The organism is Kiritimatiellia bacterium, assembly GCA_026417735.1.
Classification (GTDB): Bacteria; Verrucomicrobiota; Kiritimatiellia; order PWTM01; family PWTM01; genus CAACVY01.
In genome coordinates, this window is record JAOACR010000003.1 from 264,072 (window position 1) to 279,914 (window position 15,843).

General features: G+C 68.5%; 13 protein-coding genes and 1 tRNA gene. 9 read left to right on the forward strand and 5 right to left on the reverse strand.

From position 1 onward, the window contains the following. Positions 1-30 precede the first annotated feature (30 nt). On the reverse strand, positions 31-2,007 hold the full coding sequence (acs, locus tag N2652_01275) for an acetate--CoA ligase (protein MCX7817840.1): 1,977 nt from the start codon (positions 2,005-2,007) through the stop codon (positions 31-33). Between the two features lie 236 nt (positions 2,008-2,243). Between acs and N2652_01280 the strand changes: the two genes are divergently transcribed. From N2652_01280 to N2652_01305, 6 genes are all read left to right on the forward strand, one after another. After that, positions 2,244-2,318 (forward strand) — tRNA-Asn (locus N2652_01280). A 1,258-nt stretch (positions 2,319-3,576) separates the two neighbouring features. Next, positions 3,577-5,805, forward strand: a complete 2,229-nt coding sequence (gene glgB, locus N2652_01285) for a 1,4-alpha-glucan branching protein GlgB (protein MCX7817841.1) — start codon at positions 3,577-3,579, stop codon at positions 5,803-5,805. Between the two features lie 390 nt (positions 5,806-6,195). Beyond that, positions 6,196-6,999: a TRAP transporter TatT component family protein gene (locus N2652_01290; protein MCX7817842.1), complete on the forward strand. Its 804-nt coding sequence runs from the start codon at positions 6,196-6,198 to the stop codon at positions 6,997-6,999. Then, positions 6,986-8,035: a TRAP transporter substrate-binding protein DctP gene (gene dctP / locus N2652_01295; protein ID MCX7817843.1), complete on the forward strand. Its 1,050-nt coding sequence runs from the start codon at positions 6,986-6,988 to the stop codon at positions 8,033-8,035. The genes N2652_01290 and dctP overlap by 14 nt, the downstream gene beginning before the upstream one ends. Then, a complete protein-coding gene (locus N2652_01300) occupies positions 8,032-8,550 on the forward strand; it encodes a TRAP transporter small permease subunit (GenBank protein ID MCX7817844.1) in 519 nt (172 codons plus the stop codon). Before dctP ends, N2652_01300 begins: the two co-directional genes overlap by 4 nt. After that, complete coding sequence (locus tag N2652_01305; protein ID MCX7817845.1) at positions 8,547-9,809, forward strand: TRAP transporter large permease subunit; 1,263 nt, start codon at positions 8,547-8,549, stop codon at positions 9,807-9,809. Before N2652_01300 ends, N2652_01305 begins: the two co-directional genes overlap by 4 nt. A gap of 112 nt (positions 9,810-9,921) precedes the next feature. On the opposite strand, the gene N2652_01310 is transcribed toward N2652_01305, so the two are convergent. The 3 genes from N2652_01310 to infA form a co-directional block, all read right to left on the reverse strand. Continuing rightward, positions 9,922-11,175: a transaldolase family protein gene (locus N2652_01310; GenBank protein MCX7817846.1), complete on the reverse strand. Its 1,254-nt coding sequence runs from the start codon at positions 11,173-11,175 to the stop codon at positions 9,922-9,924. Between the two features lie 180 nt (positions 11,176-11,355). After that, on the reverse strand, positions 11,356-13,086 hold the full coding sequence (locus tag N2652_01315) for an FAD-dependent oxidoreductase (GenBank protein ID MCX7817847.1): 1,731 nt from the start codon (positions 13,084-13,086) through the stop codon (positions 11,356-11,358). Positions 13,087-13,147: 61 nt separating this feature from the next. Further along, positions 13,148-13,420 carry a translation initiation factor IF-1 gene (infA, locus tag N2652_01320; GenBank protein MCX7817848.1) on the reverse strand — a complete coding sequence of 91 codons (273 nt, stop codon included), beginning with the start codon at positions 13,418-13,420 and terminating at the stop codon, positions 13,148-13,150. A gap of 304 nt (positions 13,421-13,724) precedes the next feature. On the opposite strand from infA, the gene N2652_01325 reads away from it, so the two are divergent. From N2652_01325 to N2652_01335, 3 genes are read left to right on the forward strand one after another with little or no spacing between them, the layout of a single operon-like run. Continuing rightward, positions 13,725-14,252, forward strand: coding sequence for a hypothetical protein (locus N2652_01325; GenBank protein ID MCX7817849.1), 528 nt, complete (start codon positions 13,725-13,727; stop codon positions 14,250-14,252). Then, positions 14,228-14,767 (forward strand): rhodanese-like domain-containing protein, encoded by a 540-nt coding sequence (locus tag N2652_01330; protein MCX7817850.1) that lies wholly within the window; start codon positions 14,228-14,230, stop codon positions 14,765-14,767. Before N2652_01325 ends, N2652_01330 begins: the two co-directional genes overlap by 25 nt. Next, positions 14,764-15,225, forward strand: a complete 462-nt coding sequence (locus tag N2652_01335; protein MCX7817851.1) for a hypothetical protein — start codon at positions 14,764-14,766, stop codon at positions 15,223-15,225. The genes N2652_01330 and N2652_01335 overlap by 4 nt, the downstream gene beginning before the upstream one ends. Positions 15,226-15,232: 7 nt before the next feature. Here the strand turns inward: N2652_01335 and N2652_01340 are convergent. Further along, positions 15,233-15,843, reverse strand: a 611-nt coding sequence (locus tag N2652_01340; protein ID MCX7817852.1) for an autotransporter-associated beta strand repeat-containing protein, incomplete at its 5' end; no start/stop codon positions are given.

Genomic DNA, 15,843 nt, shown 5'->3' on the forward strand with positions numbered 1-15,843 from the left:
CCGCCCGGCCGGTGCCTCCATCCACCCATCCTACTGCAGCGCCGCGCGCAGCTTCTTCGACTCCTCGATCAGATTCTGCACCACGCTCGGATCCGCCAGCGTCGTCGTGTCGCCGATCGCCTGCGTCTCACCCTCCGCGATCTTCCGCAGGATCCGGCGCATGATTTTGCCGGACCGCGTCTTCGGCAGCCCCGGTGCCCACTGGATCACGTCCGGCGTCGCAATCGGGCCGATCAGCTTGCGCACCGTCTGCACCAGCTCCTTCTTCAGCGCGTCGCTGTACTCGTAACCCGCCTTCAGCGTCACATACGCATAAATGCCCTGCCCCTTGATCGGGTGCGGACAGCCCACCACCGCCGCCTCCGCAACCGCCGGATGGGACACCAGCGCGCTCTCCACCTCCGCGGTCCCCAGCCGGTGGCCAGAGACGTTGATCACATCGTCCACCCGGCCAAGCAGCCAGTAGTCTCCATCCTCGTCCTGGCGGCATCCATCGCCAGTGAAGTAGTAACCCGGATAGGCCTTGAAGTAGGTGTCCACAAATCGCTTGTGGTCACCCCAGGTCGTCCGCATCATCCCGGGCCACGCCGATTTGATGCACAGCTTCCCGGACACACCGCGCGGGCACTCCCGGCCCTGATCGTCCAGAATCACCGGCTCCACACCGAAGAACGGACGGGACGCACTGCCGGGCTTCAGCGTGTGCGCGCCGGGCAGCGGTGTGATCAAAATCCCGCCGGTCTCCGTCTGCCACCACGTGTCCACCACCGGCGTGCGCCCGCGCCCGACATGCTCCCGGTACCACAGCCACACCTCCGGGTTGATCGGCTCGCCGACACTGCCCAGCAGCTTCAGACTGTCCAGCTTCCGCTTCTTGATCGGCGCCTCGCCCTCACGCATCAGCGCTCGGATCGCGGTCGGAGCGGTGTAAAACTGCGTGACGCGATATTTGTCCACCACGTCCCAGAACCGGCCCGCGTCCGGCCAGGTCGGCACGCCCTCGAACATGATCGTCGTCGCGCCGTTCGCAAGCGGTCCGTACACGATGTACGAGTGCCCCGTCACCCAGCCGATGTCCGCGGTGCACCACCAGATGTCGCCATCGTGATAGTCGAAGATGTATTTGAACGTCGTCGCGACATACACCATGTAGCCGCCAGTGGTGTGGAGCACACCCTTCGGCTTGCCGGTGGAGCCGGAGGTGTACAGAATGAACAGCGGGTCCTCCGCATCCACCCACTCCGGTTCGCACTCCGCCGACTGCTTCGCCACCAGGTCGTGGTACCAGATGTCCCGACCGGCTTGCATCGGCACCGCGTGACCCGTCCGCCGGACCACGATCACCTTCTCGATGCTCGGACACTGCGCGAGCGCGGTGTCCGCGTTCGCCTTCATCGGAATGTCGTTCTTCGGCCCGCGCAGCGCGGTGTCTTGCGTGATCAGCACCTTGCAGGTGGAGTCGTTGATCCGGTCCCGCAGCGAATCCGGGCTGAACGCGCCAAACACGACCGAGTGAATCGCGCCGATGCGCGCACACGCCAGACACGCGATCGCCGCCTCCGGAATCATCTGCAGATAAATGCACACCCGGTCGCCCTTCTTCACGCCGAGCGACTTCAGCCCGTTGGCGAGCCGATTCACTGCGGCGAGCAGTTCCGCATAGGTCAGCTTCCCGTCCTCGCCCGGCACGTTCCCCTCCCAAATGATCGCGGTCTGATTCGCGCGCGCCGGCAGGTGCCGGTCCAGACAGTTCACAGTGATGTTCGTCTTCCCCCCGATGAACCACTTGATGTAGACCGGCTCATGGAAGCTGTAGTCGCGCACCTTCGTCCATCGCTGCTTCCACACAAACTGCTCCGCGATCTCCGCCCAAAATCCCTCCGGATCGCGGATCGACCGCTCGTACATCTTCTGGTACTGCTCGAAGGACTGGATGTGCGCCTTCGCGGCGAACTCCGGGGGTGGTGGAAACTTCTTCACTTGCGGCGTGCCTGTCGTCTCAGCCATACCTCTGTGCTCCTTCCTCGCTCACGTTGCTGCATGCTCACCGAGCCTGTATCAACCCATCTCGGCGGGCCGCACAACACGGCCCGGAGGGAGTGTACGCTGCGAGAGACCCTTCCACAACTCGAACCGTCGCGCCCCCCAGGCGGCCTGATGCGCACTCGTGCGGCGCAGCGACGAACACCTTGCCGGATTGACTCCGCGCGTTGCGCCGGATAACATTTCGGTGTTCTTTGCGTTCCGGCGTAGCGCAGTGGTAGCGCAGGTGACTGTTAATCACTTGGTCGTAGGTTCGAATCCTACCGCCGGAGCCAAACCGGCAAACTTTCGTCGTTCACATCCCGCACTCCAACACCACCGGCCACCGCGACCACCCGGAGGCTGCCCGCCGCCACAACCAACTCCCCCTCGCCGGCAAGCACCCCGAGGGCCCGACTCTACAGTCTGCGCGTTGTTTTCGCCGCCGGGACGCCGAGACCAACCAACGCTTTGCCCATATTCCCTTTCACGGCCCGGGTGAAACTGGGCCCTCCACGGGGGCGGTTGGGTTAGAACCCAACCTTCCAGAGTGGTGGCTGAGCCGGAGGCGTCGCATCGTGGCGCGTGTGAAGGGCGCCGCTCAAACGGTACCGTTGTTCTGGGGATTGTGGCCGGCGGGAAAGCGGCCCTCCACGTGCGCTGCATTCGCCACGCTGGCCGGCGTGACCAGACGCACTTGGAGGGTCGGCGTTCACGCCGACCGGTTCGCCCCCTCGGTGCGCCACCCTCGGGGGGGCGCCTCCCGATTGTCCGTTATCCCATTGACCGGACATGCAGAAACGCGCCCCCGCGGTTCCCACGTATCACGAAATTGCCCCTGCGATGGCGATCTTCCGACGGCCATTTGCAGAAAATTCAATACTGCTATGGGGTGTAACCACCGCACAACTCCTTACCAGGGGACAATGCGAGGGCTCTCCGATGAGCCTGCCGCGCATTGAAAGGGACACATCGGACAGACCACCGCGGTCGTGTTCAGCGGTACCTGGCGAAATGCCAAGCCAGTCGGCTTCCCTCCTCGCGGGTCCGTTGCACGCGCACATCATCGCCGGCTCTTTCCCATCGACCGTGTTGGAGCTGTGGAATCATGCCTTTGATGACAATTTGCGCGGTCGGGCCGTCGGGCGTCACCCAGACGTCCATCTTCGCCGGCGCGACAGGGCGGAGATTGTGCGCTCGCACCGCACCCTCGAAGTGAAAGCCGGCGCCTGGCATGTCGACGATGGCAACGACGAGCACTAGCAGCCGTCCTCCGCTCCGACTGATCTACGAGCGACCTTCGTGTAACGGATGGCGATGGCCGACAAACAAAGCGCGGCGTGAAAGCGTTACTTCGCACGTCACGATTCCGAGCCCGTAGCGAGCCCGACTTTGCGCCGCGGCCCCGAACGCCCCTGATCCACGCTGATGCGACCACGGCGATTGCGTCGGCGAACCTTCGACGCGCCAACTGACCTTTTCCGACGCGCTGCCACGTTGTGCGAAGGAGGGGCGACCGCTAGACTGGCGAGGGTGTGACGGAGACCCAGCGCCATGATTCGCCCAACGCTCGCTCCCGACGAAGCCCGCGCACTCGCTCAGGGCCGACACGAAACGCCGGCGGATGTCCTGGGGATGGGCGTCTTCGACGGCCGCGTCCTCGTCCGCACCTGGCAGCCGCACGCCGTACAGGTTGAACTGCTCGATCTCCAGCACGGGCGGACACTGCCCATGGCGGCGGGCGTGGTGCCCGGGCTGTTCGAGTGGAAGGCGGAGCGCGGCGGACCTTTCCGTTACCGCTACCGCGTCACCACAGCAGACGGTAACCGTCGGGACGTGGAGGATCCCTACCGCTTCGCGCCCTGGCTGACGGATTTTGACCTGCACGTCTTTCATGAGGGGACGCAGTACCGCGCCTATCAGAAAATGGGCGCCCACCCCCGCGTCGCCGAGGGAGTGCCGGGCGTCCACTTCGCGGTCTGGGCGCCAAACGCGGCGGGCGTGAGCGTGGTGGGCTCGTTCAACCGGTGGGACTCCCGTATCCACCTGATGCACCGCCGCGGCCTGGGTGGCGTGTGGGAACTGTTCGTGCCCGGCGCCGCGCCGGGTGATCTCTACAAGTTCGAGGTCCGAAGCCGGCTGGGGCCGGTGGAGCAAAAGGCGGATCCGTTCGCGTTTTTCGCCGAGGTGCGGCCGCGGTCCGCGTCGATCGTCTGGGCGCCCGACCGCTACCGGTGGTCGGACGCCGCGTGGATCGAACACCGCAGCCGCGGGCGCTGGCACGAGGCGCCGCTGCTGATCTATGAGGTGCACGCCGGCTCGTGGCGCCGCCGCAACGGACAGTGGCTCAGTTGGCGCGAGCTGGCCGATGAATTGATCCCCCACGTGTTGGGGCTCGGCTTCACGCACATCGAACTGCTGCCCATCGCCGAGCATCCGCTCGACGCGTCATGGGGCTACCAGACCACCGGTTACTTCGCGCCGACCTCCCGCTACGGCACGCCGGACGAGTTCCGCGAGTTCGTGGACCGGTGCCACCAGGCGGGCCTCGGCGTAATCGTGGACTGGACACCCGCGCACTTCCCGAAGGACGCGCACGGTCTGGCCCGCTTCGACGGAACCGCGCTCTACGAACACGCGGACCCTCGCCAGGGCGAACACCGCGACTGGGGCACGCTCATCTTCAACTACGGGCGCCATGAGGTCCGATCGTTTCTGCTCTCCAGCGCAATGTGGTGGGCCGACGCGTTCCATGTCGACGGGCTGCGGGTGGACGCTGTCGCCAGCATGCTCTATCTCGACTACTCCCGCCCCCCCGGCGAATGGATCCCCAACCGATTCGGTGGGCGGGAAAACTTGGAGGCGATCGACTTTCTCCGCCGCTTCAACGAGGTGGTGCACGCGGAGTACCCGGGGTTTCTGACCATCGCGGAAGAGTCCACCGCCTGGCCGATGGTTTCCCGCCCCGTCTACCTCGGCGGGCTCGGCTTCGACTTCAAATGGAACATGGGGTGGATGCACGACACGCTCGAGTACTTCGGCAAAGACCCGATCTACCGCAAGTACCACCACAACATGCTCACGTTCTCGATGGTGTACGCGTTCACCGAGAACTTCGTGCTGCCCTTCTCGCACGACGAGGTGGTCCACGGCAAGGGATCGCTGCTGGCAAAAATGCCCGGTGATCCCTGGCAGAAGTTTGCGAACCTCCGGCTGCTGCTGGGCTACATGGCCGCGCATCCGGGCAAGAAGCTGCTCTTCATGGGCGCGGAAATGGCGCCATGGACAGAGTGGGACTGCCACGGCCAGCTCGACTGGGACCTGCTGCGGCATGCGCCTCACGCGGGCATTCGAAACCTCATCGGCGATCTCAACCGGCTCGTTCGCGAACTGCCCGCCCTCCACGAGCAGGACACGCAGCCGGCCGGATTCGAGTGGCTTGAACTCCACGACTCGGAGCAGTCGGTGCTCGCGTTTCTGCGCCGCGGCCGGCCGCCGGCGCAGGAGATCGTCGCGGTCGGCAATTTCACGCCGGTGCCTCGACACGGCTACCGCATCGGCGTGCCCCGCGGCGGCGTATGGCGCGAAATTCTGAACACCGATGCGGACCGCTACGGCGGCACGAACGTCGGCAACGGCGGCTCCGCCCGGGCGCAACCACGTCCCTGGCACGGTCGGCCATGGTCGTTGGAGCTGACGCTGCCGCCGCTGGGACTGCTGCTTTTCGAGGCGCCGCCTCCGGAGCCCGAGCCGCCCCCGGCGGACGCCGACGATCCCGCCTGATGCCGGCCGGCGCCCTTCCGCACGGGATTGCGACGGAGCCGGGCGCGCGTAAGATGCATCGCCAGCGAGATCGGCCGTGACGGATGAGGTCGCCACGCCGGTATGGCTGCGCGTGTTCGCTCGCTTTTGCGAACGGTGTCCCCTTTGCCGCGCGGCTCGACGGCACCCGACCGGTTATGCGTCCCGTGCGGTTCGCGCCGTGGAGCACCGCTGGTGCCCGTTCTGCCGTGCCTATCGGCTCGTGTACGGCCGTGATGCCCACGACCCCGACCGCGCGGGCGTTGCCGGCCCATCCTCGGGCGGATAGACTCTGCCGGCGACATGCGGGCTTCCTGCAGCATTCGATGGCTGGTGACAATCGGCGGGTCGGCGCTGTGTGCCGGCTGCGCGATGCTGCGTTCCGCGGCCACTGCCGCGGTTGAGCCGCTCGCGAACGATCTGGCCGCCTCGCTGCAACGGCAGCGCGATGCCGAGCTGGTCCGCGACGGTGCGCCATCGCTGATTCTCCTGATGGACGGGCTGGCGGAGAGCTCCGGCCGCCCCGCGGCCGCACTCGCGGCCGCGCGCGCTCGAGTCGCGTATGCAACCGCCTTTCTGGGTCGTGAGGACCGCGAGCGGGCGCGCCTGATGTACGCGCGCGCGCGCGACCAGGCGCTCGGCGTGCTGTCCGCAAGCGGCGCGCTGCGCGACCCAGTCGCTTCGCCGATCCCGCAGTTCGAGGCGCAAGTCGCACGCCTCGGGCGTCGCCACGTGCCGGCGCTATATACCGCCGCCATCGCATGGCTCGGCTGGATCCTCAACAGCGATGGTGCCCCGGAGGCGCTCGCGCAGCTCGCGCGACCTGTCGCGATGATGCGCCGCGTTGCGGAGCTGGACCCGGACCACGACCGCGGCGGCGTGCACCTGTTTTTTGGGATCTACTGCGCGGTTCAGCCGGCCGGCGCCGGCCGAGATCTGGCCGCGTCGCGACGGCACTTCGAGCGCGCGCAGACCGTCGCCGGCGACGGCGCGCTGATGCCGCGCGTGGCGATGGCGGAGTACTATGCGCGATACGCGATGGATCGCGAGCTGTTTGACCGCCTGCTGGCGGAAGTCGAGGCCCACGCGGACGATCCGCCCGGGCTGGAGCTGCCGAACGCGCTCGCGCGGCGGCGCGCGCGCGAACTGAGGGCCCTTGCCGATGAGTGGTTCTGAAGGTCCGATCGGCGCACTCGGGTGCGTCCCCGCTGCGGGCCGGCACCCTCGCCGCATCGCCGCACTCGCCGCCGTGCTCGCTGCCGCACCGCTGACGGCGCCCGCGGCGACCATTCTCAAAATCGCCACCCTCGCGCCCGAGGGCAGCGCGTGGATGCGCACGCTGGAACAGCTCAAGGACGAGGTCGCGACACTCAGCCAGGGCGAAGTGCGGCTTCGCATTTATCCGGCCGGCATCATGGGCGAGGAAAAGGACGTACTGATGAAGATCCGCGCCGGCCAGCTCGACGGCGGCGGGTTCCTCGGCAACGGCATCGCGCGCATCTGCCCCGAAGCCAATGCGCTGATGCTGCCGCTGACGTTCCAAGACCACGCCGAGGTGGACGCCGCGATGGCGGAGCTCGGACCGTGGCTGGAGGAGCGCTCCCTCGCGAACGGATTCGTCGTGCTGGGCTGGACCGAGGTCGGCTTCAGCCTGCTCTTCAGCAACCGCCAGATCCGTACGCTGGACGATTTGCGGCGCGCGAAGGTTTGGGCGCTCCCGAACGAGCCGATGCTCGCGGAGCTGTTCCGGCAGGCCGGTGTCGGCGCCGTGCCGGTGCCCGTCGCCGACGTGCTGACCGCGCTGCAGACCGGCCTGCTCGACACGGTCTACTCCCCCCCCCTGGCGGCGGTCGCGATGCAGTGGACCGGCCGGGTGAAGCACTTCAACGAGCTGCGACTCGCCTACAGCTTCGGGGGGTTGTTCATTGCCCGCCGGGCCTGGGAGCGCGTCCCGGAATCGTTTCGCGCACCGATTCTGCAGGCGGCGCGCCGCCGGACCGCGGAACTGACCGCCAGCGTCCGGCGCAGCAACGAGGAGGCGCTGGACGTGATGCGGAAGGCCGGCCTCACGCCGGTCGTCACACCGCCCGAGGAGGTGGAGCGCTTCCGCGAGATCAGCGAGCGCACTCGGGCGGCGTTGCGCGGCTCGCTGGTGCCCGCCGAGGCGGACGACCGCGTGCAGCAGTTCCTCCGCCGGCGCCGGGGCGCATGAGCCCGATGCTCCGCCGGCTCGCGGTTGTGCTCGACGCGCTGGAGCGCGGTCTGCTCGCCACCCTCGGCGCCACCATGGTCGCTCTCGCGCTGCTGCAAATCGCGCTTCGCGCGTTCGGCATTGGGTGGCCGTGGATCGAACCGCTGCTCGGTGTTCTATTGCTCTGGACCGCGCTCGCCGGTGCGGTCGCCGCCACCGGCCAGCACCGCCATATCGCAATGGACCTGCTTGGCCACCTGTTGCGGCGGCGCGCGGGCGCAGCGTTGCGCGTGCCGGTGAACCTTTTCGCGGCCGGGGTGTGCGGTGCGCTCACCTCGGCTGCGGTCGCGTTCATACGGTTGCAGAGCGAAACGGAGACCGGCCGTCTGTTCGGCCGGCCAATCTGGTGGGCGAGTATCGCCATCCCGCTGGCGTTCGCGCTGATGGCCGCCCGTTTTCTCCTCCACGCGGCCCTGGCCGCGCGGGAAGCGACCGCCCGCGCTGCGCCCGCCCCTCCGGACGAGCCGCCGCCATGATTCCAGCGTTGCTGCTCGCAGCGCTCGTCGGCGCGCCGATGTTCGCCGTCTTCGCGGCGCTGGCGTGGACGCTCTACAGCCGCGATGGCATCGCGCCCGCGCTGATCGTCGCGGAGATGAACCGGCTTGCGACGATGCCGCTGCTGCGTGCGCTGCCGTTGTTCGCGCTCGCAGGATATCTACTGGCGGAAAGTCGCGCGCCGGAACGGTTGCTGCGCCTCTCCCGCGCCGCATTCGGCTGGCTGCCGGGCGGGCTGCCCGCGGTCGCGATCCTCGCATGCACGCTCTTCACCGCGTTCACCGGCGCCTCCGGCGTCACCATCGTCGCGCTCGGCGGTCTGCTCTTACCTGCGCTGCTCCGCGAGGGCTACCGCGAGCCCTACGCGCTGGGCCTGCTGACCAGCGGCGGCAACTGCGGCGTGCTGCTCGTGCCGAGTCTTCCGCTGATCTTGTACGGCATCATCGCAAATCCGATCGCGCCCGCGGTCACGATCGAGCGGCTGATCCGCGCCGCGCTGCTGCCGGCGGCGCTGGGCGTTTTGGCGCTGGTCGCGCACGGCGCCTGGGCCGCCCGCCGGCAGCGCATCGCGCGCACGCCGTTCAGCTGGCGGGAGCTGGGTGCGGCGCTCTGGGCCGCGCGCTGGGAGGCTCCGCTGCCCGCGCTGGTGCTCGTCGGCATCTACTCCGGCCGCCTCGTCATCAGCGATGCCGCCGCAGTCGCCGCCGCGTACGCGATCATCGTCGAGGTGGCGATCCTCCGCGAGGTCCGATGGCGCGATTTCGGGCGCATCGCTCGCGACGCGCTGGTGCTGGTCGGCGGCGTGCTGGTGATCCTCGGCATGGGTATGGCGCTGACCAACTGGCTCGTCGACCAGGAGGTCCCCCAACAGCTGCTCGAGGCGGTCCGCGCGCACGTCGGCTCGCCGGCCATGTTCCTGCTGGTCGTCAACGCCTTTCTGCTGGCGGTCGGCTGCGCGATGGATATTTACACGGCCATCGTCGTGATCGCACCGCTGCTGGTACCCTTGGGCGCGGCCTACGACGTGGACCCCGTCCACCTCGGGATCATTGTGCTCGCAAACCTCGCCATCGGTTACTCGACCCCCCCAGTCGGCATGAACCTCTTCATCGCCGCCCTGCGGTTCCGCCGGCCGCTGCTCTCGCTCGCGCGGGCCTCGCTGCCGATGATCGTAGTACTGCTGGCGGTATTGGCGCTGATCACTTTCGTGCCGGGGCTGAGCCTCTGGCTCGCGAACTGACGGCCCCTCGCACGCACCGCCCGCTCCCCACCGGGCGCCGAGATGAACGCCCCCGTCGGCCCGCTTCACCGCGGCCGGTCGACCGATCGCCCGCTCGCGCGCCCGACGGCGCTCAGATCAGCGACATCACCCGGCGGTCGAGCGCGGCCTGATCCTCCACGAAGCTCATCAGACCGGCCGCATTCATCAGCGCATCCAACCCGACTCGCCCCGCGCCCAGCGCCTCGCGCCAGCGGGACCACGAGGGAATCTTCCCCTCCGCGCGGATCGCTGCCCACTCTTCCGCCGTCCAGTCGGGAAACAAATCGTGGATTCCTTCGCGACGCACCAGCGCCACCAGCTCCTCCGGTCGGGAGCGATCGTGCAGCTCGGCAGCGGCCCGGCGCGCGAGCGCACGATCGCGCTCGGACACCTCCCAGAGCACGTGCGCGCCCACCGCCCGTTCCGAGAGGCCGTCCGCCCAGTGCACCGGCAGCTCCGCGTCCAGCCGTGCCTGCAGCGGCGCCGACGGCCGCGCCGCGTACGCGGCGGCGACCTTCGGCGGAAGGGTGAACACGTCCACGCCCGCGAGCGTGACGATCTGGTCCGCATCGCGCATGCTGGCTCCGATCAACAGCGTCCGCGTCGCTCCCCGCGCGCGCCACGCTCGCAGCCCCCGCTGCGTCGCCAGCGTCGCCCTTTCGCCAACGTTCCGTCCGTCGCCCAGCCGGTGATCCACCACGAACGCGTTCAGGCGGCCCATGAACACGTTCACGTAGTCCGGCTGCGCGAGCGCCGCAGCCAGCAGATTCTGCCGCGCCGAAAACCCCAACGTGAAGTTCACCGGCACGCCGGCGCGCACCAGCCGCCGCGCCGCAAGGTATCCGGCGGGCGTCAGCGGCACCTTCACAATGAATCGATCCGGCGAGATCGCATGGTACCGCCGGCCGTACTGCACCGAACGCTCGACATCGTTGGCCAGGTCCGTGTGCAGCTCCACGCTCACTCGTGCGCCAAACGCGCGCACCAGCCGAAGGCCGTGCACCGCGTTCAACACGAACGCGATCTCCAGCCGCAGCTCGTCCGCGGAGATCGTCGGTGTCAGCTCCCGCAGCCGTGCAGCGGCCGCGCGCACCAGGCCGTCGTACTGACCCTTTTGCACCTCCGCGTTCAGCAGCGTGTTGTTCGTCGTCAGCGCCTCGAACTCCGCCGTCCAGAGCGCGCGCGCCGCCTCGAGGTCACCGGTATCCAGCCACAGCCGCGTCCCGGTCGCTCGCACCGCCGCCCAGCCAGCGTGCGCGGCGGGAGCGGCCACCGCCGGGGCACCAAGCTCCGCCGCCCGATCAAGAATCCATTCCCTCAGCGAGTCCGCCACCTCTGCGCTCATCGTTGCAGCCTCCGCACCTCAACAACCTAGCCCACCGCGCCACATTGTCCAGCGGCGCACCCTCACCGTCATCGGGGGGAACCTCCCCCATCCAATCATTGGAGCGGCCCCGCCCGATCTCAGCCAACGCTCCGACGCCCCCACCGGTGCCGCGCACCGCTGCGGCGTGCGGCGCAAACCTCAGCGCGGCGCAATCGTCCAGGACACTTGTTGCACCGATATACAGTCCACCGGACAGACCTGCCGGCAGAGATCGCAGCGAATGCATTCCGCCTGCTGGATAAAATACGCGTGAAAGGGAATCGGAGGATCTAACCGCCACTCGCGGGGAGTCCAGCCCGTTACGCGACCCTCCGCATCACGTTCAATGGCGGCGACTTTTACGATGCAGGCCTCGCGCGGCTTCACCTCAACACACTGGTCGCAGTAGATGCAGCGCGACACGTCAATTTCGTACTTGTAGTGGCACAGATAACATCGCCGCGCTGCCGCACGCGCGGCGCCTTCCGAGTAGCCCGTCTCCACTTCCGCATTGGCCGCACGCTCGGCCGGATCCAGCAACGGCATGCTGTGGCGCGGGATCGCGTCGTCCGCGCGCGTGCGCGCGAGCGCCCGTCCGCTGGTGACACGTCCCCCCTCCGCAACGCGATACTCGCCCATCAGCCGCGCATCCAGTTCGGCCGCCGTCCGGCGGCCGTCCGCGATCGCCTCGATCAGGTTCGACGAGCCCGCCGCCGCATCGCCACAGACCAGCAACCGCGGCGGCCGCGGGTCCGGCAGCGCGGGCGGCACCGGCGTCTGCCCGGTTGCGAACAACACATGATCCGCCGCAATCTCGAACTCTTCCTGCGGCACCGGAACCGGCCGTCGTCGTCCGCGCTCGTCGGGCGGACCTGGCCGGGTCCGCATCATTCGCACCGCGGTCGCGCGGCCGTCCGACCCGGCCCGCACCTCCACGGGCATTGCGTGAAACTCGAACCGAACACCCTCGCGCTCCGCCTCCTCGCGCTCGCCGGGCGTCACCGCGATGTCCTCCGCCCCCCGCCGATAGGCGATCGTCACCGATGCGGCACCGAGCCGCAGCGCGACCCGCGCGCAGTCGAGCGCGGTGAATCCACCGCCGATCACCAGCACTGCGCGTCCCACCGCCCGGCGCGCCCCCACGTTCACCTCGCGCAGAAATTTCAGCCCGTGTTCAACGCCCACCGCCTGCACGCCGTGCACGTCCGGCAGCGTCGGACGCTCTGCGCCGGTTGCGACGATCACCCCATCGTGGTCAGCGAGGAGCTCCGCAACCGTCACGTCGCGCCCCACCTCGACGCCGCAGCGCAGTGTGATGCCCTGCGCGATCACCTGCGCGACCTCCCGTTCCACGATGTCGCGTGGAAGCCGGAACGGCGGAATGCCGGTGCGCAGCAGCCCGCCCGGAGCCTCATCCCGCTCCAACACCGTCACCTCGTGCCCGAAAAGCCGCAGGTCCCGCGCCGCAGCCAGCCCCGCCGGGCCGCCGCCGACCACCACCACCCGGCGGCCGCTCGGCGGAAACCAGGACGGCAACACCACCAAATCGTTTCGCCGCGAAAAGTCCGCCGCCGAGCGCTTGCACCAGCAGATGGCCACCGGCTCGCCAAGTCCCGGCCAACCGTGCCGACAGGGTGGCTCGCACGGCCGCGCACACACCCGCCCAAGCACAGCCGGAAACACGTTGTCGCGGAGATTGATGCGGTAGGCGGCGTCGTAGTCCCCCGCCGCGATCGCCTCAAGATACCCGGGGATGTCCGTCCGCACGGGACAGGCCGCCTCGCAGGGGATGTTGCGGGCCAGCCAGTCGAGGTCGGCCCGCGTGCGGGCCCACCCCGACTCCACCGACAGCACCCTCGAAGGAACGGTTTCCCGGATGACCGCACCCACTGCGAAACACCTTTGGTCCGGGCTGACGCCCGCGCCGCCTCCCTTCGCGCGTGCGCCCGGATCAGGTCTTGTGCCGGAACGTGATCCGACCCTTCGTCAGATCATACGGCGAGATTTCCAGCGTCACACGATCACCGGTAGTAATGCGGATGAAATTTTTTCGCATCTTGCCCGAAATGTGCGCGAGCACCTCGTGACCGTTCGGCAGCTTGACGCGATACATCGTCGCCGGCAGCACCTTCGTCACGATGCCGTCCACGACAATACAGTCCGACGACTCATGCGCCGGTGGCGCGCTGTCTCCCGTCGGCCGATCTGGTTGCTCTTTCGGCATGGGTGCTTTATACGGAGAGGTGGCCACCAACGCAAGCGCGGCCGCCGCGCTGCGACGGCACGCACACGATGAGCCGGCGGACCGTTCATCGCCGTTCATTTCATTGCACTGCGGGTCTCTTCGCCGCTTCGCCGGCGCTCACGCAGGAGACCGGCCCCAGCCGCGGCGAGATCCGTCGCCGAACGCCCTCTGGCGCCCGCGTGCGAGTATCGGATCGCCGGCTACCGGCACGTGTCTTTATGGATCGCACCAGTGGCAGCGACCTCGCCGTTCACGCCGGTTGCGCATTCGCGCCGGATGTCCCATGACCAGCCGCATCCCACGGGTGTCGTTGACCGAGCTGGTGGTGACCGCACACAGCGCGGCCACAATCGCGCCGTTCCATCCCCACGACGAGCGCGGCGAGGGGACTCCGCCGAAGAATCGTCCATGCAGGGAAATGGAGCGCGGCGGCCGCACGCCGTCTCGCGCAACGCCCGCCCGCCACCGCGTCCGCACCGACCTGGTTGCGCCGGTCCCCAACCATCCATACGGCGTCCTCGTGACCCGTGCGCGGGACGTCGTCGCCTCCACGTGGCACACCCGACCCTGCGACATCCCGTCTCGCGCGCCTGGCTCGGCGAATCCGCGCCATCGAATGATGCCGGGCCGCTGCATGAACGGTGATTTTCGCGTCCACGCGGCTCAGGGGATGATCGGCAAGGCAAATCGGCTCGGCGAGGCTGCCCGTGCCGCGGCCGCGCTCGCCGCACGTCACCGTGGTACGCCCGCAGATGTCGCCTGCGCTGAGCTGGGGCGGCGGTCGCGATGGAGCACACGAGCTACGAGCTAACCGCAGCGCGCATATCCGCCGCGGGCGTCCAACGTGCGCTGGCGGAGGCTGCGGTGCTCGTGCTCGTCGCCGTGGCCGGCGCCGCGGCGCGATGGTGGATCCATGCCCCGCCGCGACCGCCGCTGGTGGGCACCGCGGCGGACTTGCTCGACTGGCGCGCGCGCACGGCTGACATCGAAACGGTTCGCCTGCCCGGCGCGCTCGAAGAGGCGCTGCGCGGCGAGCAAGTCTGGGTGGACGTTCGCCCGCTCGCGGAGCAGAGACAGGGACGGATTCCTTGGGCGATCCCCCTGCCCCACGCGGTCCCCGCAGATGCCGCGCCTCCACTTCCGGCCGTGGAGCCGGACCGCCCGCTCGTGTTGTACTGCGGTTCCCCGGCGTGCGACTCGGCGCTGCGGGAGGCGCTGCGGCTGCGCGCGGCCGGATTCCGCCGAGTCGCAATCTTTGTCGAAGGATACGCCGGCTGGGCCGCTGCGGGCGGACCCATTGAGCGAACTGGCGAGCAGGAGCGATGAAGCTTCCATCCCACTGGATCGGGGCGCTCTATCGCAACGGGATCGCTGCGCTGCTGGCCGCTGCCGCGATCCCCAAGGTGCTCGATCCCACCACCTTCGCAGCGCGCGTCGCCGCCTACGAGTGGCCCGGCACCTGGTGGCTGCCACTCGCGTGGCTGCTGCCGTGGCTCGAGCTCACCGCCGCCGCGGCGCTGATCGCGATTCCAACGCTGCGCCGCGGCGGCTGGCTGCTGGCGATCGCTCTCTTTCTTGTCTTTGCCGCCGCCGTCGCGTCTTTGCTCCTGCGCCGGATGCAAATTCCCTGCGGATGTCTCCCCGGGATCGCCGAGCTTCCCCCCTCCTGGTGGCACGTCGCCGCGAATCTGGCGCTCGCTGCGCTTAGCGCAGTCGGTCTACGCCACGAGCCCACGCCCCCTCTCCCCCGCGCTCGCCCCCGGGATGGGGGCCCCTGCCCCTAACCGCGCCTCAGCGCAGGCGACGGCGCAGCAGCATTGCCGCCGCCACCATGCCCACCAGTCCCAGCGTCGAAGGCTCCGGAATCACCGTCAGCGTGATGTCGCTCGCGTTGTAGTCAATCTGGAACTGCGTCGAACCGACGTTGAACGTGCTTCCGGAAGATGGCAATCCCGCAAATGTGCCGCTCAGCGACGCGAATCCGCTGACGACCTGGAACGTATCCCCAATGTTCGGCGTGAAACCGAGAATCACCTGCAACGTCGGGTTCGACAGCGTCAGCACCGTGTTCGTCCCCATCAGCAACTGGTCGTACTGAGTGCCCGGCGTAAGACCGTTCAGCTCGACCTCAAAGATGGACCCACCCTGCAGCACCACGTTGTGCAACGCGGTGAACTGGCCGGGACTTGCACCCGGGGCCAGCGTCGCGCCCGCCAGCACCTGGATCACCCCCGTCACCGAGCCAAGCCCCTCCAGCCGGCCACCCGCCACCGTGATCAGGCCGCTGCCGGTGTGGACACCGTTGATCCGCAGCGTGCCATTCGAAATCGTCGTCGTGCCACTATACGAGTTCGAGGCGGTCAGAATCGTCGTCCCGCTGCCGACCTGCACCAGCGAACCAG